Below are 23,840 nucleotides of genomic sequence, written 5' to 3'. Positions count from 1 at the left end.
TCCGTGTCATTCCTTAGATGTAACGGAAGCATTTCTGTAATACAAAAGAATGCCTTTCAAGTTTCTAATGAGCAAAGATAATGCCAAAATATACATTCCTTCTGCATACGACTGAAAAAAGCCCCCGACAAAGAATAGGCAAATCAGCATAGTCCATATTATATATTGCCAATCCTTAGTATTATTTTTTTGTCTTTTAAGCATTCTTCTTATGAAGAAAAGGGGTAGGGGATTTAATAGCAAAATTTGGAGATTAACTCTCACCGTGGGGTGCTGTGAGAAAATCATGAGAAAAAGGAGTGTTCCAATTATTGAAGTGAATAGCATTAAAAAAGCATCGAAATATCTGAGATTCTTTTTCTTTATAATTTCTATTGTTGTGATTATAATAGTAGTTATCAGTAAAAAAAGTGCGCACTGTGTAGGTGTGAACGGAAATTCATTTTCTATGATTTGTGTCCCTCCTTCAAGAATTACCATTGTAGTATCTGTCAATGGGGTATGATTATCGTTTCTTGTTGCTTTATCGAAGTCGCGCATCAAGTTTTCCGGTAGGAATTGACGTTGCTCTTGTGTCGTAACCATGTCGGCTCCGATACCAAGCAATAAGTCATTTCCGAATCGTGCCCAGGGGTGTTGTTCGTTCTTTTGGTGTATAATATCCCTGTAAGTTCCACCTTCATGAGGCATGTATGTCACGCCACCGTTTATGTTTCTTGTAAGAATATCACGTGCTCTCGTGGTACAATTATCGTAGAAAAAGTTATATCTGTAATATTTGTTTTCCGGCAACATGTTTGTTTCTATCGCATCAAAGATAAGCATCTTCTCGTCCGATGTAAGATTAAGCACTTGTTGGGTAATACTGCTTCCTGCCTCTCTATATTCGGCAATAAAATATTTAAATGGTATTACACCTATTTCATAATCGGTTATGCCCAAAACAAAACGTGGTATGAATAATGGTTTGTCGAATGAAAACACACCATAGTTAACTGCAACGTCAAGTCCGGTGCGCACGTCACGGAGTCTTATTGCGGTATGCCCATATAGACTATAAACTTTTTGACGTGGCGAACATGTTAGCAAACTTATCTCCAAAGAGTCTGGTGATAGTCCTTTTTTTTGTCCATATAAAAGCATTGTATTGAGCATTGTTATTGCCAATATAAACACTTTCAATATACTTATTATCTGTTTCACGTTGCAAAATTACTTTATATTTTCCACTTTGCATGCTTTTGTTTCAAAAAAAAACAATAATTTTGCACCCGATATAATTTATCTGTAATAATACTAAGAGTTTTTATCGGTTGTGATAAGTGATTTACGTCTTGTTATCGATGTTGGTAATACATCAATAAAAATGGTGTGTTTCGATGGCAGGAATGTCATTGAGGAAGTCAGGGTCAATAATATTTCCCAAAAAGAGTCGTTGGATTTCATTTCTAAATATAAGTTTTCTTACGGCATATATTGCTCAACAGTAGTTCTTGACGATTATTTCAATTGTTTTGTTAATAATCTATCTATACCGATGATGCATTTTGTACCTGGTATAACACCAATACCCATAAAAAATTTATATAAAACACCTTTGACATTGGGAGCCGACAGGCTGGCAGCTGCTATTGGTGCATCGGTTAACAATAAGGGGGCAAATATACTTGTAATAGATGTTGGGACATGTATAACATACGATTTTGTAAACTCGAAAGGAGAATATGAAGGGGGGAATATTTCACCGGGGATAGAAATGAGGCTGAAATCACTGAATGCATTTACTTCTAAACTTCCACTCATTTCGGCAGAAGGATACATTCCGGCAATGGGAGAGTCAACCGAAACCGCCATTAGAAGTGGTGTAATAAACGGTGTATTACACGAAATAGAGGGGTATATCAACATGTTTATAGATAAATATTCTCAACTTTACGTTTATTTAACTGGTGGAAGCCGCGTAAATTTGCATTTTTCAGAAAAAAATTACACCTTTGCACCTGCAAAGCCGGTTGGTACAAATATCAGTCTTATAGAAGACAAGTTGTTGGTACCTGAAGGACTGAATGCTATACTTGAATACAATAAAAGATGATGAAAAAGATAACTTTCGCCATATTAATAATGGCAACGGCACTTACGGCAAAAGCCCAAAGCGGTACCAATTCCCCATATAGTCAATATGGATTCGGAGTATTAGCCGACCAGACAAGTGGTTTTAATAGAGGCATGAATGGTTTGGGAATTGCTTTTAGGGATGGTAAGCAGGTTAATTTCCTTAACCCTGCTTCTTATTCTGCGATGGATTCGCTTACGTTTATATTTGATGCCGGAGTAAGTGGACAACTTACGAATTTCTCAGAAAATGGGGTTAAGAAGAATGCAAAGAACGCAAACTTTGAATATGCTGTTGCAGCATTCCGCCTTTTCAAAAATGCCGGTTTGAGTTTTGGTATATTGCCTTTCTCCAATGTGGGATATAATTACACTTCTGCTGGTTATATGAACAATGATAAAACCTCAGGGTATGTTAATACATATTCTGGTGATGGCGGTATTCATCAAGTTTTTCTCGGCATAGGTTTACAGCCATTGAAAAACCTATCAATAGGTGTCAATGGGTCTTATCTTTGGGGAGGCTATAATCGTTCTATTATAAATTCATATACAGATGCATATATCAATACCTTGTCTAAATATTATTCCACAGATGTAAGAAGTTACAGGTTAGACTTTGGTTTACAATATACTATCCCGTTTGACAAGGCAAACTCTATAACCATTGGTGCAACATATGGATTGGGACACAAGTTGAATGCAGATGCAGAATGTAAGATATTGTCAATGAACAACCAAACCGGTATAAAAGACAGTACAATATTTATTGTTAAGAATGGGTTGGAAATTCCGCATTTTATTGGTGCCGGATTGATGTTTAATCATAAGAATAAAGTAAAAGTAGGTCTTGATTATTCTTTGCAGAAATGGGGAAAAACTTCTTTCCCTGTTTATAGTGATAATGCCGGAAATGCAAGTTACGCAATGAACGACAAGTATTTTAATGATAGACATAAGATTACTTTTGGAGGTGAATATTGTCCGGCAATAATGAGTAGGAAGTTTTTTAACAGGGTTAGTTATAGATTTGGTGCATCTTACGCTACACCTTATTTAAATATAAACGGATATGAAGGTCCTAAAGAATTATCTGTAAGCGCAGGCTTTGGTATTCCAATAACCAATGGATATAACAATAAGTCAGTACTTAATATTTCTGCACAATGGGTACGTACTGATTCTAAGCAGTTTATTACAGAGAATACTTTCAGAATCAATATCGGACTGACGTTCAATGAACGTTGGTTTATGAAGTGGAAAGTTGAATAATATTCATAGATAAAATGGGCATGAGAAGGAAAATTCTTTCCTGTTTTTATAGTTTTGCTATGACCTTTATGAAAGGTCGTAGCAAAATGTATTTTTTGCCCTTTTTATTTGCTTTACTCGCAACTTCGTGCGAGCAGGGCGTAGAACATACTGCTCCAGCCATAAGTGACAAGGATTCTGTAGCACTTATGGTTACTTATGGTGTTAATACGCTGATAAGCGATTCTGGAGTAATGAAATATCGAATTGTAGCAGAAGAGTGGGAAATAAATCAAAACAGAAATCCGTCGCGATGGATATTCCGGAACGGACTGTTTCTTGAAGAGTTTGATAAGAACTTTCATGTAGAGGCTTATCTTCAGGCTGATACGGCTTATTATTACGATTTAAAACGTATATGGGAACTACGTGGTAGAGTTCGTGTGCGTACAAAAGAAGGTATGCATTTTACAAGTGAGGAACTTTTCTGGGATCAGAACAATCACGAGCTTTATAGCAATAAATATTCACGTTTGGTAACACCGACAAGAGAACTTGAAGGTTCTTATTTTTTGAGTGATGAACGGCTTACACATTATATTGTTAGCAATTCAAAGGGTTCTTTTATAAAAGGAAAGAATGGCATCGGAAATTCTGAGGCCGACACAATATTGTATGCACCGGATACTGTCAAATCTAAACTTAGGACACCCACAAATCCTAAAGCCAAAACATTACCTGTGCCCAGTACTTTAAAGCAAAAATAACATTTATGGATGATATTGGCATACCATTAATAATAGGAATTCTTGTAATGATGCTCCTTTCTGCATTCTTTTCCGGAATGGAGATAGCATTTGTTTCAAGTAATCGAATGCTTGCCGAAATGGAAAAAGACAAGTTCGGTATAGCGCGCTTGCCACTACAAGTGTTCTATAAACATCCGAACAATTTTGTCAGCACCATGCTCGTAGGAAATAATATCGTACTTGTTATTTATGGTATTCTTGTTGCAAAGTTATTCGACAACACAATCTTTTCCGGATTAGAACCGGGTATCACAGTTCCTGCCGATACGATACTTTCTACTATCATAGTACTTTTTACCGGAGAATTTCTTCCAAAGTCGATATTCAAAAGCAATGCGAATAGATTACTTACAGTATTTGCATTCCCTGCTTTCATATTCTATATTGTGTTATGGCCTATTTCAAGATTTTCAACAATGTTGTCGCATCTGTTAATGAGATTAGCAGGTATAAAGATTGAAAAAGAGAATGGGGATGAGGAGTTTTCAAAATTAGATCTTGACCACTTGGTCAATTCGAGTATTGCAAAGGCAAAAGACGAATCGGAGATAGATGAAGATGTCAGAATCTTCCAAAATGCTCTTGAATTTTCAGACACAAAGGTTCGTGATTGCATGATACCGCGTACAGAGATTTGTGCCGTGGAATATAATTCTTCTGTAGATGAATTAAAAAATATTTTTATAGAGAGCGGCAAGTCAAAAATCATTGTCTATAATGAAGATATAGATCATATCATAGGATATATACACTCGTCGGAAATGTTCCGAGATGCGAAGAATTGGCATAAAGGAATTCAGAATATGCCTTATGTGCCAGAGACGATGCCCGCACAGAAACTGATGCAGACCTTTATGCAACAGAAGAAGACCCTTGGAGTTGTAATTGATGAATTTGGCGGCACGAGTGGCATAGTGAGTCTTGAAGATATCGTAGAAGAAATTTTTGGTGACATAGAGGACGAACATGATAATTCAAATTATGTTGCGAAACAAATATCAGAAGACGAATATGTATTATCAGCACGTCTTGAAATAGACAAAGTCAACGATATGTTTGCTCTCAGCCTCCCGGAGAGTGAAGACTATATGACGATAGGTGGACTTATCTTGAATTATTATCAGAGTTTTCCAAAACTCAATGAAATTGTGACAGTGGGAGATTTTGAGTTTAAAATTATTAAGAATACAATGACAAAAATAGAGTTGGTAAGGATGAAAGTGTTGAAATAAATATTTTTTTCGCTTTTATATGCCGATAATTATCATATTTTTTGTAATTTTGCACCTTGAAATTTCTTTTTGCGGAAATTATGCTTGCACACTGTAAGATAGAAAACCCGCATAGATATTGACACCTAAATAATGAATAATAAAAACAATAAAATAAAATAAAAACAAAATGGCAGCAATTGGAAAAATCAGAAGCTGGGGACCTGCTCTTATCGTAGTGATTGGTTTGGGTCTTTTCGCATTCATTGCTGAAGATTGGAGCAAAATTGTTGATGCTCTCTTTGGCAAAAGGAATGAGGTTGGTACCGTGCTTGGAAAGACGGTGAATATCAACGATTTCAATGAAAAGGTTAACGAATTTACCGAGTATGTAAAGATTGCTCGCGGAATGGAAAACCTTACAGAGGAGCAAACATCCGCTATTCGTGATCAGGTTTGGCAAACAATGGTACAGAACAGCATCATTGAGAAAGAAGCAGGAGAACTTGGTCTTACGGTTACAGACGAAGAGTTGCAGAACATTATGAAAGAAGGTACTAACCCGATGCTTCTTCAGACTCCGTTCGTAAATCAACAGACAGGACGATTTGATTATACAATGGTTCAGAAATTCCTAAATGACAAATCGGCATTGAATAATCCTCAGTTGGCAGAACAGTATGAGGCCATTAGCAAATTCTGGTCATTTACAGAGAAAAATCTTCGCACCCAGCTTCTTGCACAAAAATACCAGACCCTCTTTGCCCGTTGTATGATGGTAACAAACAATATTTCGGCAAAGTCGGCATTTACTGCGGAGAATGAGGAAAGCACAATCGAACTTGCTGCAATTCCTTATTCTTCAATTAATGATAATAAAGTAAGTGTTACAGATGCAGATTTGAAGGCGAAATATGACGAACTCAAACCAATATTCCGTCAGTATCAAGAAACTCGCGACATAAAGTTTGTTAGTGTTAAGGTCACTGCTTCTAATGCTGATCGCAACACCCTAACAACTCAGATGAAGAAGTTTGCAGAAGAACTTCAAAGTGCTGAGAATCCCGGTAATGTCGTAGGTAGAAGTTCTTCTCTTGTACCTTTCAATGGAATCCCTGTAGGTAAGGATGCTTTCCCATTGACAATAGCCTCTAAACTTGACTCAATGTCTGTTGGCCAGACATTAGGTCCTGTGACAGGCGAAGATAACACAATGAATGTTATTCGTCTTATTGCAAAAGAACAAATACCAGACTCTGTTCAAATTCGTGTCATTCAGGTTTCTGATCCAAAAACAGACATTGCTTCAAAGCGTGCAGATAGCATTTACAATGCGCTGCAAGGTGGTGGAGACTTTGAGGCTATTGCAAAGAAATACGGACAGACAGGTGAGAAAACATGGGTGACAACACGCCAATACCAGAATGCTTCAGGCATTGATGCCGATTTCAGAACATACATCAAGTCTATAAATAATATGGCAGTTAATGAGACAAAGAATATCCAACTCACTGCCGGAAATATGATTGTTCAACTCACCGACCGCCGTTCAATCGTTACAAAGTACACGGCAGCAGTTATTTCCAAGTCTATAGATTTCTCAAAAGATACTTATAATGCAGCATATAATAAGTTTAGCCAGTATGTAAGCGAAAGCCAAAGTGTTGATGCATTGGAGAAGAATGCTGCTAAGTATGGATATAAAGTTGAAGAACGTAAGAATTTGTCAAATACAGAGCATTATGTTGCAAATGTTAGCAACACTCGTGATGTGATGAAATGGATTTATGGAGCAAAGAATAATGAAGTTTCCCCATTATACGAATGTGGTAATAATGATAACCTCCTCGTTGTGGCTTTGACAGGAGTTCATGAAGAAGGTTTCCGTTCTCTTGAAGATGCTGATATTAAAGAGTATGTAAAGAGTGCCGTACTCCGTGATAAGAAAGCAGAACAGATTATTGCCAATATAAAGGACGTAAAGTCGGTTGCTGCTGCAAAATCTAAGGGAGCACAAATAAGCGAAATTGCTCAGGTGACTTTTGCCGCTCCTGTATTTGTTCAAGCAACAGGTGCGAGTGAGCCCGCTCTTAGTGGTGCAGTTGCTGCTACAGGAAAAGGAAAGTTCTCTGCAACACCTGTAAAGGGTAATGCCGGAGTGTATCTTTTTTCTGTAAAAGACAAAGTAACACGTCCTGGAAAATATGATGAGTCAATATACGTTGCACGCGTTGCCCAGAAAGCATCACAAGCAGCCCAGCAAGCATTGCAAGAATATTTTATAAAAGCTGACGTAAAAGACAATAGATACCTTTTCTTCTAAGCCTGAAGACATATAATAAATACTTAAAATCAATGAGGGTTTGTCAAAATGTGATATGAACCCCGAAAGTTAGACAAAAAACTTTCGGGGTTTTATTATGAGTATTAAGAATAGAAAGAAACACGATTTGGAAGATTTGCAAAAGTATATGTATCTTCTTGATGACGGTCATTCATTTGAGAGTATCCATACTACATATGGTATAAATACGGAACATCTAAAAGTCTTACGTTCAAGATACCTCCAACAGGGTCCATGCGGATTGCAAAAAGGTAAAAATATCAAGGCTGATTTTGCATTAAAGAAACAAATTGTCCTTGAAATTGAGAAAAAGCACTTAACTTTGCACGCAGCCTCGTTAAAGTTTGGAGCGGCCCCTCAAACCATAAGTAGATGGTTAAAAGCATATCGTGAGGAAGGTTTGTCAGCTCTTTGCAAATTTAAAAGGCGAGGCAGACCACCAGGCATGGGCAGACCGAAAAAGAACAGCAAGCCTCTCAGCGAGTTGGAGAAACTTCAGAAAGAAAACCAGGAACTCAAGACAGAGAACGCTTTGCTAAAAAAAGTGAGAGCCTTAGTAGAGGAAAGGAATGCCCTTCTAAGAGAGATTGGGCACGTGCCATCGAAGAACTAAGACAAGAAGGACATTCTCTTGAGTATATGCTTGAGAGGATTGGAATGGCACGTTCTGTATTCTATTACCATCTAAAGCGTCTCAACAATACAGATGGATATGATGTTGTCAGAAGGAGGATAACCTCCGTGTATGACGAAAATAAGGGAAGATATGGCTACAGAAGAATCTGTTACGTATTGCGCAGTGAAGGAATGTTGATAAACCACAAGACTGTACAGAAACTTATGCGGCAACTGGATATGAAAGCAAAACGTAAAAAGCGTCACTATCACTCCTATAAAGGCGAAGTGGGTAAAATAGCTCCAAATGTGATTGTCGGAAACTTTAAGGCATCAGCTCCAAACCGGAAATGGACAACAGATGTCACCCAAGTATGCATACATGGGGTCAAGACGTATCTGTCTCCTATAATGGATATGTTTAACGGTGAAATCATTGCATACACCATATCAAGAAGTCCCAACTTGAAAATGACCATAGATATGCTGAAATCTGCATTTGGGAAACAGGCAAAATTTAATGGGCTAATTATGCACTCTGATCAGGGATGGCACTATCAGCACGGAATGTACCAGAAGATGCTTAAAGATAAAGGGATAGTACAGAGCATGTCTCGAAAGGGAAATTGCTTGGATAACTCCATGATGGAAAATTTCTTCGGATTAATGAAAAATGAACTTCTGTATGTGAATCATTTCGATTCTATTGAGGATTTTGAAAATGAACTAAAGAAATATATCTGGTGGTACAACAATAAAAGAATAAAACTTAGGTTAAAAGGAATGAGCCCGGCACAATACCGAGCTCACTACTATAAAAATTTTAATAATTAACGTTTAATTTAATGTCCAACTTTCGGGGGGCACTTCAAATGTAGACATGCCCTCTTTTTTTGCACAAAGCCTCTACTTTTTCTCAAGCCGTAGTTTGGGGCGTAATGGACATTTGATAGATTGAAACATCTATAATGTACTATTGCATCGGAAAAGTGTTATGTTGGCCATGAGAGTTAATATGAATTTAGCCATTTATGGCTAAGATTGTATTTTATACCTTAAATCTATTCTCGTTTTTATTTATTATTTCAAAATATTTTGAACACTATAGATTCTATAATAGTATTATGAATAAATAGTTTGTATTTTTATTGCGAACTTAAAAAAAATATATTAAATTTGCAAGCAAATCCTTAATTACAATAAACTTGAAATTATGAAAAGAATAATACTCCCGGTAGTTGTTATGACTCTTATGGTACTTTTCGGCAGTTGCGGAAGTACAAAAAATATTGTTTATTTCCAAGGTGCAGATACTACAGATTTATCAGGTTCACGTTGGTTATATGAGGCTCGTATCATGCCTAAGGACTTGATTAATATTCGTGTTAATACATCAGATCCTGATGCAGCAAAACCATTCAATCGTGATTCTGAAAATGGTAATGTATATGGAGTACCTAACGAGGCTCGCATTTATGGATATTTGGTAGATAACCAAGGAAACATAAATTTCCCAATGGTTGGCACTATACATGTAGAAGGCCTTACGACAAAAGAATGTGAGGATCTTATTCTTAGTCTTATCCGGCCATATATGGCAGTTAAAGAGAAACCTATCGTTACAGTACGAATGACGAGTTATCATGTAACAATTATTGGTGAAACTGGCTCACGGATTGTTCCTGTTACAACAGAGAAAATGAGTATAGTAGAGGCAATAGCATCCGCTGGTGACCTAACCCTTTATGGAAGGCGTGATAATATTCTGCTTGTAAGAGAAGATAAAAACGGACAGAAGAGCACTCACCGTCTTGATATTAGTAAGGCAGATATATTCAATTCTCCTTATTATTATCTTCAGCAGAATGACATTATTTACATTGAACCTAACAAGTCAAAGATTAATCGTCAAGCAATTAATAACAATAGTATTTGGCTTACTACTGCTACCATGCTTGTTTCTTTAAGTTCTGTGATTATTACTTTGATAAAAAAATAAAGATTAGCGAAAACATTCAAGAATATTAGGGGCGTGTATCTATTTACATGTCCCTTTTTTAATAACATAATAATATATATTCCATGCTTGTAAAGACATATTCTGCCGAACTGATGGGATTAGGTGTAGTTACCGTTACCATTGAGACCAATATAAATCCCGGTGTATTATTACGTGTTTCAGGACTTGCAGATGCGGCAGTAAAAGAAAGTTTCGACCGAATAAAGGCAGCATTTATAAATATCGGTAAGAAGATGCCTGTGGCAGAAATTACAGTCAATCTTTCTCCTGCAGACATGAAGAAAGAGGGTAGTGGATACGACCTTTCCATGGCTATCGGCATATTAGGAGCAAGTGGTAAGATCAAGACCGATATGCTCGGTGAATATATGATGATTGGCGAGTTGGGGCTTGATGGTATGTTACGTCCGGTAAGAGGTGTTTTGCCATTGTCCATAAAGGCACGTTCAGATAAGTTCAAAGGACTTATCGTACCAAAAGAAAATGCACGTGAGGCAGCAGTGGTAAATAATCTTGATGTCTATGGCATGGAATCACTTGGTGATGTTATTAGGTTTTTTAATGGTGAAAAATTTGAACCCACTATTGTTGATACGCGCAAGGAGTTTTATGAGAACCAATCACACTTCGATCTTGACTTTGCCGATGTTCGTGGTCAGGAAAATGTAAAACGTGCGCTTGAAGTGGCTGCTGCGGGTGGTCATAACCTGATAATGGTAGGTCCTCCCGGTTCCGGTAAATCTATGATGGCTAAACGCCTACCTTCTATATTGCCACCTCTTACGTTGGCAGAAAGTTTGGAGACGACCCAGGTGTATTCTGTAGCAGGAAAAATGCAGCGTAATTCTTCACTGATATGTCAACGTCCTTTCCGCAGCCCTCACCATAGTATATCACAAGTTGCCCTCGTTGGCGGTGGAACTACTCCCAAACCGGGCGAAATATCACTTGCACATAATGGAGTCTTGTTCTGTGACGAACTTCCCGAATTCTCGAGAGTTGCACTTGAGGTTATGCGTCAACCTCTTGAAGATCGTACCATCACAATCAGTCGTGCAAAATACACTATAGAGTTCCCATGCTCATTTATGTTCGTGGCTTCCATGAATCCATGTCCATGTGGTTATTATGGAGATACTACTCATAATTGTGTTTGTACTCCGGGACAGATACAAAGGTATATGAATAAGATTTCAGGCCCTTTGCTTGACCGTATTGATATTCAATGCGAAATAACTCCCGTACCATTTAAAGATATTTCTATGGTACAACAAGGAGAAGCAAGCGAGAAAATACGCGAGAGAGTGATAAGAGCAAGAGATATTCAAGAAGCAAGGTATAAGGATATAAAAGGTATGCATTGCAATGCGCAGATGAATGAGCGAATGATTTACCAATATGCAGAACCTGATACTGCAGGCCTTAACATGCTTCGCTATGCTATGGAAAAACTTAACTTGTCTGCTCGTGCATATAGTCGAATTTTAAAGGTTGCGCGAACAATAGCCGATCTTGAAGCTTCGGAAAACATCACTACATCACATCTTGCGGAAGCAATTTCCTATCGTAGTCTTGATCGTGGAGACTGGGCGGAAAGAGGATTATGAATCAATTATTTTTTATACGTTTTCTCTTTCAAGTAACGAGACAATCGTTTGCATCTGCTTTTTGTTAAATTATGATAATTGTGTAGGTGCACGGAAGTTTTTCATATAAAAATAAGTGGAAATAATTTGGCGTGTTAAAAGAAAATAATTACCTTTGCAACCGTTATCCTGAAAACAATCTTTTTACCTTAAAAAAACTAATACCTATTGGAGATATGGAGCGATCAGCTGTGAAGCCTATCGCTTTTTTTATGTTTTATTTTTTACTATTACCGTCACTTGGCAAATAATTTTGTTTGCATAGAACGATAATCAAAAATAAAAAATGCGTTAATCAAAGGTTTTGTTTCGCAGCATTTTCTCCTGCAACATATCCCATTGTCCATGCTGCTTGTAGATTGAAACCGCCAGTGACGGCATCTACATCTGTTACCTCTCCGGCGAAATATAATCCGGGTACATATTTGCTTTCGAGCGTATTTGGGTTTATTGATGACAGGGATACACCACCGCAGGTTACAAATTCATCCCTCCATTTGCTTTTCCCATCAACATGATAAACATCATTTGTAAGTATCTCAACAATCTTGTTTTGCCATTTCTTACCGGTTTCATCCCATCTTTTTTCAGTTGCGATACCGATTTTCTCAATAAGATAATCCCATAGTCGGGTAGGGAGGTCGTATGGCCTTGCATTGCTTATCTTTTTTGCGGCATTATCTTTTGCCGTTTTCGCAATATTTTCTGCGACAACAGATGTGTTGCTTTGTCCAATCCAGTTCACTGATATATCAAAACTATATTTCCGTTCGTATGCAAGGCGTGCAGCATATGACGAGAGTCTTAACACTGCCGGACCACTAATACCCCAATGAGTGATTAGAAGAGGGCCTTCTCCACGCATTTTCTCACCAACAATTCCTATCGAAGCATTTTTCATTACTGTGCCCATAAGAGTGCGTAGAGACTTGTCTGTTATATTGAATGTGAATAGTGATGGCATGGGTTCTACTATTGAATGTCCTAAACTTGCTATATAATTAAATGAAGGAAGATTAGAATGTCCGCCGGTAGTTATTATAATCTTTTCTGTTACAATATATTTTTCTTCGTTATTGAAGAACATGAACAACATATCATCTTTCCTTTCAATACGTGAAAGTGCATGCTTCGTTTTTATTCTTACTCCAAGTCTGTGTGCCTCATCTATAAGACATCTGACAATTGATTGGGCATCTTGTGAACGTGGGAATACACATTCATCGTCTTGCGTAACTAATGGAACACCACGCTTCTCAAACCAACGAAATGTGTCTTGGTTGTTGAATGTCTTGAATAGGCGTTTCATCAGTTTGTCACCTCGTGGATAAACCTTTTTCAAATCGCTCACACAAGCAAAACTGTTAGTCAGATTACATCTCCCACCTCCTGTTATAGCAACCTTTGCCAAAGGCATATTACCTCTTTCAAAGATTGTAACAATAGCATCAGAAATAGTCTCCTTTGCCTTTATTGCGGCAAAGAAACCTGCCGCTCCACCACCGATGACTGCTATTCTTATAGACATAATTGCTTATTATTTTATCAAAAAGAGTTTAGGAGTTGGGGAGTATCTGGAGTTTGGACAACACCTTTGTTTACAAATGTTATTTTATGGAATCCATAAAATATAGTGTTGCCTAAACTCCAGATACTCCCCAACTCCTAAATTCTTTTAATATTTCTCCTCCTCGCCAATGTTTTTTACTTCAAATAATCTTCGAAATACTGCGTGATGCGTTCGTGAAGATGCACGCTCTGGTGTCCTCTCATATTGTGAGGTTCACCCGGATATACGAAGAAATCAGGTTGTGTACCAACCTTTATACATTCCTTTATGAATGACAAGCAGTGCTGGGGGACCACGGTCGGATCGTTGTATCCTGTTATGATTTGCAACTTTCCTTTCAAGTCTTTTGCTCTTGGTAGTAGCGATGTTTTAGCATATCCTTCCGGATTGGTCTGTGGAGTATCCATATAACGTTCACCATACATCACCTCATACCATTTCCAGTCTATTACAGGACCACCGGCAACACCCACTTTGAACACATCAGGATAGTTTACCATTAGAGAAATGGTCATATAACCACCATAACTCCAACCATGAACACCAATCCTATCCTGATCAACATAAGGCAAAGATTTTAGGAACTCAATGCCTTTCATCTGGTCTGCCATTTCCACTTGTCCTAATTGACGGAATGTAGCCTGCTCGAAGTCACGTCCTCTGTTCTCGCTGCCTCGATTGTCAACAATTAAAAGAACATAACCTTTCTGTGCCATATATGTCTCCCAAGAACGACTGCTCCAGTGCCAGCGTGCGTCAACGTTGTGCGCATGTGGTCCGCCATATACATATATAACGGTTGGGTATTTCTTTGATTCATCGAAGTTGGTGGGGCGAACCATGCGGTAATAAAGATCTGTTTTACCATCAGCAGCCTTAATTTTACCGGTAGAAAATTCAGGTATCTGATAACCTTTCCAAGGATCTGCTGCTTTAAGATACGGTTTCTCGGCAGCCGCCATTGCACGTTTAGCATCGGTAGGTGCTATCGTTATAACGCGTGGAACGTCCGGCTCCGAATAGTTATCGTAGAACCAGGCACCTGATTCCGATATGTTTGCGTAGTGCCATCCACGTCCATTATCAAGACGTGCCAACTTACCGGTGTTTACATTCACAGTGTATGTGTTCTGCTGAATGTCGTTTGCTTCGTTTGCAGCAATTATAACAGACTTGTTTTTACTATCAAATCCATATACGTCCATTACAATCCATTTCCCTTTTGTCAGTTGTCGGAGTTCTTTTCCAGATTTGTCAAAGAGATAAAGGTGATTGTATCCATCTTTCTGACTTTGTAAAATGAATTTTGAATTGTCCCAAGGCAGGAAATGTATCGGGTGCAATGGCTCAACATATTTGTCTGATGTCTCGCGGTAAAGTTCGGCAATGCGTTCGCCGGTAGATGCGTTGTAACTTACAAGTTTACAATCGTTTTGGTCGCGATTCAATTCAAACATATATATAGTTTTGTTGTCCGGCGACCATGCAATGTTTGTGAAATAACGGTCTGTTGGGTCTCCTGCTTGTAGATATACAATGTTTTTTGTTTTAATATCATACACGCCAACCGTAACCTTATGCGATGTCTCTCCCGCCATTGGGTATTTGTCGGGCTCGCATTCCGCGATGCGTGGGTCGATGTTCACTTGCGGGTAGTCAGCAACCATAGATTGATCCATGCGATAGAACGCCAGTTTCATGCCGTCGTTGCTCCAGTAAGTTCCTTTTGTTATACCGAACTCGTCACGATGCACGGTGCTTCCATACACTATTTCGCGGCAGCCATCGGTTGTCAGTCTGTGTTCGTTATTATCAGCATCTCTCACGAATAACTGATGATTTTTTAAGTATGCGATAGCGCGACTGTTCTTGTTCCAGTCTTCTTTTTCCTCATCACGGCACGACTGTCGCCACACCACCTTATGTGCTTTGAAGTCAATGAGCATACGCTCGTTGATATTCTGCATCATGATGTACGGTTTGTCTGCGTAAGGAAAACTTGCATGGTAAAAATGTCTAAACATCAGAGAGTCTGTTGTTCCTGCCCATGCGTTTATCTCATCAATGCCAATGAGCATTTTTTCCTTGTTTGTTCTCTTGTCAACAATGTGGCATCCCTCTACGTCAAGCCTTACAAGTTCGTCTCCCCACCATGCAAACCACCTGTTTTCAGGTACCATGTTGCGATAGTTATTACCACCATAGTTGATGTCTTCAAGTGTGAATAGTTTGTCCTGAGCCATTCCTGTCATCGGTGTTATTGCAATTACGATAAGCAATAAAGCATTTTTAATCTTCATATCTACGCCTTTCTTTATTTTTAAAATCACGTTTATTATCACTTTTAAATTGTCTTTCTCCTCCACGATTTGGTCGCTCTCCTCTTTTGTGGTCGTCTCTGCCACGGCGGAAATCGTCTCCTTTGCGTTTGAAATCATTGCCATCACGTCGTTTCTCACGGTCTTCGCGACGGAAATCCCAATCACGTCTGCCTTCACGCCTCTGTCCTTCACGTTGACTATCGTCTCTTCTCGGTCGGCGTTCTCGTCCATCACGACCATTTTCTTTGTCATCATATTGACGCAATCTCTTTCTTCTCTCAATTCGCTGCTGTGCAATTTCGTATGAGGGATGATGCTTGAATGTGAACGAACGTATGTCTCCGGCTGCCATTTCCGCATCTTCATCGAGTCTCTTTTTGAACTCACGATGTTCTTTGAAACGTCGTTTCTCGGCCATTGCCGCTTTCTCTTCGTCAGTCTTTATTTCGTTTCCTTCGCTGCGGAAGTCGCGGAACTTACCTTCAAACATCTGATATTTGCGGAGTTCACATTCCAAAGAACCGTTGAACACGGGAATCTTTATTGATGGTTTCAGTCCTATCTGATCGAAACATTCCTCACGATATGACAGTACCCATGCCGTGTTCCCTTTAAACTCATTCTTCAGTCGTTCGCCAATCATTTTATATGTCGCGAGCAAGTTTGGCGTGCTGATGCGTTCTCCATAAGGTGGGTTTGTCACTATTATTGCTTTCTCTTTCGGTTGTGAGAAGTCTTTGAAATCTTGTGGCTCAATCGTTATGTCCTTTATAAGTCCTGCCGCCTTTACGTTCAGGCGTGCTTTCCCAACGGCTTTCGGGTCAACGTCGTAGCCATAGATGTGATGCTTGAATTCACGTTCTTCCGAATCATCATTATAGATACTATCGAATAGTTCCTTGTCAAAGTCTGCCCATTTCTCGAAAGCATATTCCTTGCGGAACACGCCCGGAGATATGTTGCGTGCTATGAGTGCCGCTTCGATAAGCAGAGTACCCGAGCCGCACATCGGGTCGATGAAATCAGTATCTCCGTTCCAGCCCGTCATAAGTATCATTCCGGCAGCAAGCACTTCATTTAGCGGTGCTTCTACGGAATCTTGACGATAGCCGCGACGATGCAGGCTTTCGCCTGATGAGTCGAGACATAGCGTGGCATCTTCGTCTGCAATGTGAATGTGAAGACGCAGATCTGGATTTGTCACTGACACATTAGGACGTTCGCCCGTGTTCTCACGAAATCTGTCAACGATTGCATCTTTAACCTTATAGGCAACAAACTTTGAGTGTCGGAACTCCTCAGAGAAAACAACAGAATCTACGGCGAATGTTGTTTTGTTGTCCATGTATTTATTCCAATCAATCTCTTTAATCTGCTCGTAAACATCTTCGGCACTGCATGCCTTGAATTTTTTGATTGGTTTGAGAATACGTATTGCGGTATGTAACTGGAAATTCGCGCGGTACATCAGTTCCTTATCACCGGTGAATGATACCATGCGGCGACCGATTTTCACATTGTTTGCCCCCAATTTAGAGAGTTCTTCTGCCAAAACAGGCTCTAAACCCATAAAGGTCTTGGCAATGAGTTCAAATTCTTCGTTCATTAAATTTGCTGTATGTTGTTATTTTTGTTTTTCCCATTTGACATATATCCGGCAAAGTTTTCTGCGGCAGTTCGTTTGCCGACATTTCTTTCCTTGCCTGCTTTAGAGTCTGATAAAGATTTTCAGTGCTCATTTCTTTGGTGTGTCAATAAAAATAAAAAAACCGCTGCAAAGATACCTTTTTTATTCTACATTGCAAAGAAAAAGTAATTAAATTCCACCTTGTTTCATTTTTACTGCATTTCAATTTCGCCTGTTTTGGTCAACAATTTCGCCCATTTTGATTTTCAATTTCGCCTAAATTGCCTACCAAAACAGGCGAAATTGCTGTTACAATCATCTATGAACATATTGCTATTATTGCTTTAGTGGAAATAAAACCCTGTCCCTTTGCAATTTATGTTTATTCCGCTTGTCGTAATAAAAATGACGAAAAATAAAAATATATTAAATAGTTTTATCCTTAAACATATTATTAATAACTTTGCAATTCTTAAATTGTAGATAGGAAACAATAGGTTATGAGATATGCGATAATTGCTGCCGGCGAAGGTTCCAGGCTTGCAGAGGAAGGCGTGAAAGAACCTAAACCGCTTGTCAGAATAGGCGCAGAACGGCTTATCGACCGCCTTATAAGGATTTTCATGGATAATAATGCCAAAGAGATTGTCGTTATCTGTAATGATAAAAACAGTTTGGTAAGCATGCATCTTGACGAGATTTGTATGTCCGGACTTTACGGACGAGAAGTGCCTTTGAAATATATAGTGAAATCAACACCGAGCAGTCTTCATAGTTTTCATGAACTTTGTTCGATTTTGGGAGATGGAAAATTTGTGCTGACTACGGTAGATACCATTTTCCGTGAGGTGGAATTTGCACAATTCATCAGTGCTTTCGAACAAAGCAATGCCGATGGCTGTTTCCCTGTCACTGACTATATTGATGACGAGACACCACTTTACGTAGGTGTTGATGACACAATGTGTATCAATGGGTTTTATGATGAAAATAACGGTTGCAAATTTGTCAGTGCCGGCATATACGGTCTTGACAGCAAGGCCAAGACCGTTGCGCAGGATTGTATTGAACGTGGCATAAGTCGTATGCGTAATTTTCAACGTGCTCTTATTGCCGAAGGATTAAATATAAAGGCTCACCCTTTTACAAAAGTGCTTGACATAGACCATGTTGGAGATATTCGCAAAGCCGAAGATTTCTTACGATTAAATAGTTGAGATGAGAGTTCTGATGATATATCGATCCACTCGTTTCTCGCCTAACAGTATTGAGAAAGATAGGAAAATACTTGAGGAGGTGGGTAATGTACTGTTGAAAGATGGTGCGGAGGTGGAGTATGTCAAAGAGGAAAAACTTCCAACGGATACAGATGCTGAGATAATCTTCTCTATGGGACGTTTGCCATCTACGGTAGAATGGATTGAGAAAAAAGAAAAAGAAGGTATAAGAGTGGTGAACAGTAGTATAGGAATGAGGAACTCCGGACGCTCCACTATAGAACGAATGATGCGTGAGAACGCCATTCCGGCCGCCCCTTTTGAAGGAAAATACGGATATTGGTTGAAACGTGGTGATGTTGCGGCACAAAATGAAGAAGATGTGGTGTATGCTAAAAATGAGACAGAACGTAATCGTGTTCTTCTTGATTTCAAGGCAAGGGGCATTGTTGACGTTGTGGTTACGGCTCATGTAAATGGAGATTTGGTAAAATTCTACGGTGTTTCGGGAATAGGTTTCTTCCGTTGTTTCTATCCCACAGATTGCGGAGACAGCAAATTCGGGAACGAACTGCATAACGGAACGGCATTGCATCATGACTTTGACCGACGATTACTAATGACAAATGCAGAAAGGCTTGCCGACATCTCCGGACTTCAAGTATATGGAGGCGATTGTATAATACGCAGTGACGGCACTTTTGCAATAATAGATTTCAACGATTGGCCAAGTTTTTCGCGTTGCCGTGAAGAGGCTGCCGTGGCTATTGCTTCGCTCGGTAAGAGGGCAAATGTTGAGTTGTTGGGTGTATAAATAAATGTTTTTTAATGGAACAATCATTCAAAGAGATGCTGCAAGCATCATTCAAAAGCAAAGATACGGAGGAATGGATAGATGTCTATTTCACTCGTCCCATAGGACTGGTGTTCGCGATATTATGGAACAAACTTGGCATTCACCCGAACATAATCACAATTTTTTCGATATTCCTCGGCATTGCTGCCGGTGTGATGTTTTCCTATTCCGACTTATTGCACAATGTCCTTGGTGTTGTCTTACTGATGTTTGCTAATTTCTGTGACAGTACCGATGGTCAAATGGCGCGGCTTACCGGTAAGAAAACTCTTGTCGGCAGAGTGCTTGATGGGTTCTCTGGTGACATTTGGTTCTTTTTTATTTATGCTGCAATCTGTATACGTTTGTTTCATAAAAGTATCCCGGGTACTGATATTCAATGGCATATATGGATATGGTTACTTGCCGTGGTTTCCGGCATAATGAGCCATTCGCCTCAGAGTTCTCTTGCCGACTATTATCGTCAGATACATCTTTTCTTCATTAAAGGAAAGGCAGGCAGCGAACTTGATAATTACAAACAACAGCGTGCCATATATGAAGAGCAACCAAAGAACAAACTGTTTACCCGCCTTTTCTATTACAACTATTCCAACTATTGTAAGAGCCAGGAGAAACGTACACCGGCTTTTCAGAAAATGATAGAAAAGATAGTCGATAAGTATGGTGGTGTGGAGAACATGCCGAAGGAAACGAAAGAGAAATTTATAAACGGCAGTCGTCCGTTGATGAAATACACAAACATACTGACATTCAATGCACGTGCGATAATACTTTATGCCACCTGTATGCTTGATTGTCCGTGGATTTATCTTCTTGTGGAGATTACAGTGTTCAATATATTATATATATACATGCACAAACGTCATGAGGTGCTATGTGCAGAAATTACCGAACAACTATGACAAAAGGAATTATTTTTGACTATGGAGGCACCATAGATACTAATGGAGATCATTGGGGAAAGGTGCTTTGGAAAGGTTATGAACGCTGTGGAGTACCTGTTACGGAGTTGCAGTTTCGTGAAGCATACGTATATGCGGAACGTACTTTGGGAAGTAAATCTATTATACGCCCTTCTTACACGTTTCATAAGACACTTGAAATAAAACTCCGTTTGGAAATGGAGCATCTTATGACCGAGGGATATTGGGATGTCTCGGAAGAAGAATATACGAATAAGCATGCTGAATTGCTTGAATTATTATATCGTGAGGTGTGTGATGTTGTTGCAGAAAGCAGGCGCGTTCTGGGTGTTCTGAAGAATGATCATCCTATGGCCTTGGTAAGTAATTTTTATGGAAACATATCTTCTGTGCTTAAAGAATTTGACTTAGAGCAATACTTTAATTCAGTTATAGAAAGTGCAGCAGTCGGTATTCGTAAGCCTGATTCACGTATATTCACTCTCGGTGTTGAAGCGTTGGGGCTTCAGGCTGCAGACGTGACGGTTATTGGAGATAGTTTCTATAAAGACATTTTGCCCGCGAAAAAGGCGGGGTGTCATGCAATATGGATTAAGGGAATGGGGTGGACAGACGAAAAATATGATGATAATGTCCCAGATATGATAATCACAAGACTATGTGAACTGTTGGATTTGTAAAAAAGGATAACAATAATAAGATAATGAAGAAATGGTTAATGTTACTCATGATGACTTTTGTCTTCATGGTATCTAATGCACAGAATATCTCCGGTAGGATAGTTGATGCCTCTACAGGTGACAGCATACCGTATGCAAGTGCTATTTATAAAGGTCATAATGTCATGGTGTCGAGCGATGCCGGCGGATGTTTCAATATCTCAAGGCATAATGGTTGGTATCTGACATTCAGTGCTGTTGGTTACAAACCAAAGAAAATATTTATTAAGAATAATCTGGTTGGGTTTCTCATGATAGAACTTGAGCCTTCTGAGGCTAATGCATTGGAGGGTGTTACGGTGAGATCGAAGCGCAATAGGTATTCACGAAAGAACAATCCTGCTGTGGAACTGATGAAGAGAGTGATAGAGGCAAAGAAACGGACAGACCTTAACAATCATGATTTCTATCAGTTTAATAAATATCAGAAAATAACGCTTGCATTCAATGATATAAAACCAAGCGAACTGGAAAGTGACTTTTTCCAAAAAAAGAAATGGATGTTAAACCATGTTGAACCAAGTCCTTATACGGGGAAACTGATACTGCCTATAAGTGTTGATGAGACCGTGACGAAGAGGGTTTACCGTAAATCACCACGTTCTGAAAAAGATATTATTATAGGACAGAGCACAACAGGAATAAGCGAACTTATAGAAACAGGAGATATTCTGAACTCCGTATTGAAGGATATATTCACTGATGTGGATATTTACGATGACCAAGTGAGATTGTTGCAGCACCCTTTCACTTCGCCGATAGGCAAGAATGCAATAGGATTCTATCGCTTCTATATTGAAGATACTGTCTATGTGGCAAACGATTTGTGCTATCATCTGCAGTTTTTGCCCAACAATCAGCAAGATTTTGGTTTCCGTGGAGAACTTTATATCATAGCCGATTCGACATTGCACGTAAAAAGATGCAATCTCACAATCCCCATACAGAGCGATGTTAACTTTGTGGACAATCTACAGATAATGCAGGAATACACAAAACTTCCAAATGGTGAATGGGCATTGTCGGTTGATGATATGTTTGTAGAGTTGTCCCTTACGAGTTTCCTTTCAAAGGCTGTGGTGATGAGAACAACACGGCTTAACGACTATGCTTTCGACGAAATACCGAAAAAACTGTTCAAAGGGAAAGGTAAGGAGAGGCGTGAAGCCGATGCCATGATGCGTAACAAGGATTTCTGGGCACAATATAGGGCCGTAGATTTGACAAAAAGCGAAGGCTCGATGGATGATTTTGTGAGAGGTTTGGAGAATATGAAAGGGTTTAAATATATCATATTCGGTGCCAAGGCATTAATAGAGAACTTCGTAGAGACCGGCAACAAGGAGCATCCGAGCAAGGTGGATATAGGTCCTATCAATACCATGATAACGAGAAATTTTGTTGATGGAATGCGAACACGTGCCAGTGCGCAGACTACGGCAAATACAAGTAAGCACTGGTTTTTGTCGGGATATTATGCACATGGTTGGCAAAGCAAGAAAAACTATTATAAAGGTGAACTGACATATAGTTTCAACAAGAAAGAATATCTGCCACGAGAATATCCTCGTCGTACACTGTCTTTTTCAAGCACTTACGATGTTTGTACGCCGAGCGATAAATTCATAAAGACCGATAAGGATAATGTTTTCACGGCATTCAAGTGGGGAAACATGGATAAGATGATGTTCTATAATCGTCAACAACTGGCTTTTGAGTATGAAATAGAAGGTGGTTTGAAACTTGATGCAAGTCTGAAAGCAGAAGAGAACGAGGCTACTGCAAACTTGTTTTTCACGCCGATGAACCTTGAAAAACAAATGCCTGATCCGAATGTTACAGAGTTTTTTCATGGTCATGGCAAACTGCGTACTACCGAATTGAGTTTTGGAGTGAGGTTTGCACCTGGCGAAACTTTCATCAATACAAAACAACGTCGCGTCCCGATCAATCTTGATGCACCAATATTCACCCTGTCACACACAATAGGTATCAAAGGATTTCTTGGCGGAGATTATACATATCATTTTTCTGAGGCTACAATATTCAAACGTTTTTGGTTGAATAGTTGGGGAAAAATGGACATTCGTTTGAAAGGTGGAATACAATGGAGTAAAGTGCCTTTTCCTCTGCTTATCGTACCGGCAGCGAATTTATCCTATATCGTTCAGAAAGAAACCTTCAACCTTATTAACAATATGGAGTTTCTGAATGACCGCTATGCTTCGCTAAGCATGTCATGGGATATGAATGGAAAGATTTTTAACCGTATTCCATTGATTCACAAACTGAAGTGGAGAGAGTACATCGGCGTGAAGTGTCTATGGGGATATCTGTCTGAAAAAAACAACCCATTGCTTGAACAAAATGCCGGAGACCCTAACCTAATGTATTTCCCGGAGGGTGTTTCTGTTATGGATATGAATCGTCCTTATGTAGAGTTGGTGGCCGGAATACACAACATATTCAAGTTACTACATGTGGAATATGTTCGCAGATTGACATATCTCGACCCGCCAACGGCACATAAGCACGGCATAAGGTTCATGCTACAAATGACGTTCTGATGCTAATTAGTATAGTGAAAGTCTTT

General features: G+C 39.1%; 17 protein-coding genes and 1 pseudogene. 14 read left to right on the top strand and 4 right to left on the bottom strand.

Annotated features, from left to right (window positions below; all coding sequences use genetic code 11):
• Positions 1-6: 6 nt before the first annotated feature.
• Positions 7-1,203, bottom strand: a complete 1,197-nt coding sequence (locus EHV08_RS04085; RefSeq protein ID WP_238988001.1) for an Lnb N-terminal periplasmic domain-containing protein — start codon at positions 1,201-1,203, stop codon at positions 7-9.
• A gap of 112 nt (positions 1,204-1,315) precedes the next feature.
• Here EHV08_RS04085 and EHV08_RS04080 point away from each other — a divergent pair, with 112 nt between their 5' ends.
• The 9 genes and pseudogenes from EHV08_RS04080 (at position 1,316) to EHV08_RS04040 (ending at position 11,972) form a co-directional block, all read left to right on the top strand.
• A complete protein-coding gene (locus EHV08_RS04080; RefSeq protein ID WP_126678194.1) occupies positions 1,316-2,095 on the top strand; it encodes a type III pantothenate kinase in 780 nt (259 codons plus the stop codon).
• Positions 2,095-3,387 (top strand): hypothetical protein, encoded by a 1,293-nt coding sequence (locus tag EHV08_RS04075; RefSeq protein ID WP_203227076.1) that lies wholly within the window; start codon positions 2,095-2,097, stop codon positions 3,385-3,387. Before EHV08_RS04080 ends, EHV08_RS04075 begins: the two co-directional genes overlap by 1 nt.
• An 86-nt stretch (positions 3,388-3,473) precedes the next feature.
• Positions 3,474-4,133, top strand: coding sequence for an LPS export ABC transporter periplasmic protein LptC (gene lptC / locus EHV08_RS04070; RefSeq protein WP_126679411.1), 660 nt, complete (start codon positions 3,474-3,476; stop codon positions 4,131-4,133).
• Positions 4,134-4,138: 5 nt separating this feature from the next.
• Positions 4,139-5,407 (top strand): hemolysin family protein, encoded by a 1,269-nt coding sequence (locus EHV08_RS04065; protein WP_126678190.1) that lies wholly within the window; start codon positions 4,139-4,141, stop codon positions 5,405-5,407.
• Positions 5,408-5,576: 169 nt separating this feature from the next.
• Positions 5,577-7,709 carry a peptidylprolyl isomerase gene (locus EHV08_RS04060; protein ID WP_126678188.1) on the top strand — a complete coding sequence of 711 codons (2,133 nt, stop codon included), beginning with the start codon at positions 5,577-5,579 and terminating at the stop codon, positions 7,707-7,709.
• Positions 7,710-7,806: 97 nt separating this feature from the next.
• Positions 7,807-8,343, top strand: coding sequence for a helix-turn-helix domain-containing protein (locus EHV08_RS04055; protein WP_126677643.1), 537 nt, complete (start codon positions 7,807-7,809; stop codon positions 8,341-8,343).
• Positions 8,304-9,179: pseudogene (locus EHV08_RS04050) on the top strand (IS3 family transposase); the annotation flags it as partial. The gene EHV08_RS04055 and the pseudogene EHV08_RS04050, both read left to right, overlap by 40 nt.
• 379 nt (positions 9,180-9,558) lie before the next feature.
• Complete coding sequence (locus EHV08_RS04045; protein WP_126678186.1) at positions 9,559-10,344, top strand: polysaccharide biosynthesis/export family protein; 786 nt, start codon at positions 9,559-9,561, stop codon at positions 10,342-10,344.
• An 83-nt stretch (positions 10,345-10,427) separates the two neighbouring features.
• Positions 10,428-11,972 (top strand): YifB family Mg chelatase-like AAA ATPase, encoded by a 1,545-nt coding sequence (locus EHV08_RS04040; protein ID WP_126678184.1) that lies wholly within the window; start codon positions 10,428-10,430, stop codon positions 11,970-11,972.
• A gap of 334 nt (positions 11,973-12,306) precedes the next feature.
• On the opposite strand, the gene EHV08_RS04035 is transcribed toward EHV08_RS04040, so the two are convergent.
• The 3 genes from EHV08_RS04035 to EHV08_RS04025 form a co-directional block, all read right to left on the bottom strand.
• Entirely contained in the window at positions 12,307-13,539 is a 1,233-nt protein-coding gene (locus tag EHV08_RS04035) for a BaiN/RdsA family NAD(P)/FAD-dependent oxidoreductase (protein ID WP_126678182.1), read from the bottom strand.
• A gap of 176 nt (positions 13,540-13,715) precedes the next feature.
• Positions 13,716-15,881: a S9 family peptidase gene (locus tag EHV08_RS04030; protein WP_126679410.1), complete on the bottom strand. Its 2,166-nt coding sequence runs from the start codon at positions 15,879-15,881 to the stop codon at positions 13,716-13,718.
• Positions 15,871-17,508, bottom strand: a complete 1,638-nt coding sequence (locus tag EHV08_RS04025) for a THUMP domain-containing class I SAM-dependent RNA methyltransferase (RefSeq protein WP_126678180.1) — start codon at positions 17,506-17,508, stop codon at positions 15,871-15,873. Before EHV08_RS04025 ends, EHV08_RS04030 begins: the two co-directional genes overlap by 11 nt.
• A gap of 521 nt (positions 17,509-18,029) precedes the next feature.
• Between EHV08_RS04025 and EHV08_RS04020 the strand changes: the two genes are divergently transcribed.
• From EHV08_RS04020 to EHV08_RS04000, 5 genes are read left to right on the top strand one after another with little or no spacing between them, the layout of a single operon-like run.
• Positions 18,030-18,746 carry a nucleotidyltransferase family protein gene (locus EHV08_RS04020; protein WP_126678178.1) on the top strand — a complete coding sequence of 239 codons (717 nt, stop codon included), beginning with the start codon at positions 18,030-18,032 and terminating at the stop codon, positions 18,744-18,746.
• Between the two features lie 13 nt (positions 18,747-18,759).
• Complete coding sequence (locus EHV08_RS04015) at positions 18,760-19,560, top strand: hypothetical protein (protein ID WP_238988000.1); 801 nt, start codon at positions 18,760-18,762, stop codon at positions 19,558-19,560.
• Positions 19,561-19,574: 14 nt separating this feature from the next.
• Complete coding sequence (locus EHV08_RS04010) at positions 19,575-20,507, top strand: CDP-alcohol phosphatidyltransferase family protein (RefSeq protein ID WP_126678174.1); 933 nt, start codon at positions 19,575-19,577, stop codon at positions 20,505-20,507.
• On the top strand, positions 20,504-21,208 hold the full coding sequence (locus tag EHV08_RS04005) for an HAD family hydrolase (RefSeq protein WP_126678172.1): 705 nt from the start codon (positions 20,504-20,506) through the stop codon (positions 21,206-21,208). Before EHV08_RS04010 ends, EHV08_RS04005 begins: the two co-directional genes overlap by 4 nt.
• 23 nt (positions 21,209-21,231) lie before the next feature.
• Positions 21,232-23,814, top strand: coding sequence for a DUF5686 and carboxypeptidase-like regulatory domain-containing protein (locus EHV08_RS04000; RefSeq protein ID WP_126678170.1), 2,583 nt, complete (start codon positions 21,232-21,234; stop codon positions 23,812-23,814).
• The last annotated feature ends 26 nt before the right edge of the window (positions 23,815-23,840 follow it).

It is taken from the genome of Prevotella koreensis, from assembly GCF_003977605.1.
GTDB lineage: Bacteria > Bacteroidota > Bacteroidia > Bacteroidales > Bacteroidaceae > Prevotella > Prevotella koreensis.
Note: the sequence above shows the minus strand (reverse complement) of the source record. Positions and strands in the feature narration are given on the sequence as shown.

What these genes read in the sequence shown, in the direction of transcription:
- EHV08_RS04075 (WP_203227076.1), top strand. Translation starts at nt 2,095, where the DNA reads ATGAAAAAGATAACTTTCGCCATATTAATAATGGCAACGGCACTTACG.
- lptC (WP_126679411.1), top strand. Translation starts at nt 3,474, where the DNA reads ATGTATTTTTTGCCCTTTTTATTTGCTTTACTCGCAACTTCGTGCGAG.
- EHV08_RS04065 (WP_126678190.1), top strand. Translation starts at nt 4,139, where the DNA reads ATGGATGATATTGGCATACCATTAATAATAGGAATTCTTGTAATGATG.
- EHV08_RS04060 (WP_126678188.1), top strand. Translation starts at nt 5,577, where the DNA reads ATGGCAGCAATTGGAAAAATCAGAAGCTGGGGACCTGCTCTTATCGTA.
- EHV08_RS04055 (WP_126677643.1), top strand. Translation starts at nt 7,807, where the DNA reads ATGAGTATTAAGAATAGAAAGAAACACGATTTGGAAGATTTGCAAAAG.
- EHV08_RS04045 (WP_126678186.1), top strand. Translation starts at nt 9,559, where the DNA reads ATGAAAAGAATAATACTCCCGGTAGTTGTTATGACTCTTATGGTACTT.
- EHV08_RS04040 (WP_126678184.1), top strand. Translation starts at nt 10,428, where the DNA reads ATGCTTGTAAAGACATATTCTGCCGAACTGATGGGATTAGGTGTAGTT.
- EHV08_RS04035 (WP_126678182.1), bottom strand. Translation starts at nt 13,539, where the DNA reads ATGTCTATAAGAATAGCAGTCATCGGTGGTGGAGCGGCAGGTTTCTTT.
- EHV08_RS04030 (WP_126679410.1), bottom strand. Translation starts at nt 15,881, where the DNA reads ATGAAGATTAAAAATGCTTTATTGCTTATCGTAATTGCAATAACACCG.
- EHV08_RS04025 (WP_126678180.1), bottom strand. Translation starts at nt 17,508, where the DNA reads ATGAACGAAGAATTTGAACTCATTGCCAAGACCTTTATGGGTTTAGAG.
- EHV08_RS04020 (WP_126678178.1), top strand. Translation starts at nt 18,030, where the DNA reads ATGAGATATGCGATAATTGCTGCCGGCGAAGGTTCCAGGCTTGCAGAG.
- EHV08_RS04015 (WP_238988000.1), top strand. Translation starts at nt 18,760, where the DNA reads ATGATATATCGATCCACTCGTTTCTCGCCTAACAGTATTGAGAAAGAT.
- EHV08_RS04010 (WP_126678174.1), top strand. Translation starts at nt 19,575, where the DNA reads ATGGAACAATCATTCAAAGAGATGCTGCAAGCATCATTCAAAAGCAAA.
- EHV08_RS04005 (WP_126678172.1), top strand. Translation starts at nt 20,504, where the DNA reads ATGACAAAAGGAATTATTTTTGACTATGGAGGCACCATAGATACTAAT.
- EHV08_RS04000 (WP_126678170.1), top strand. Translation starts at nt 21,232, where the DNA reads ATGAAGAAATGGTTAATGTTACTCATGATGACTTTTGTCTTCATGGTA.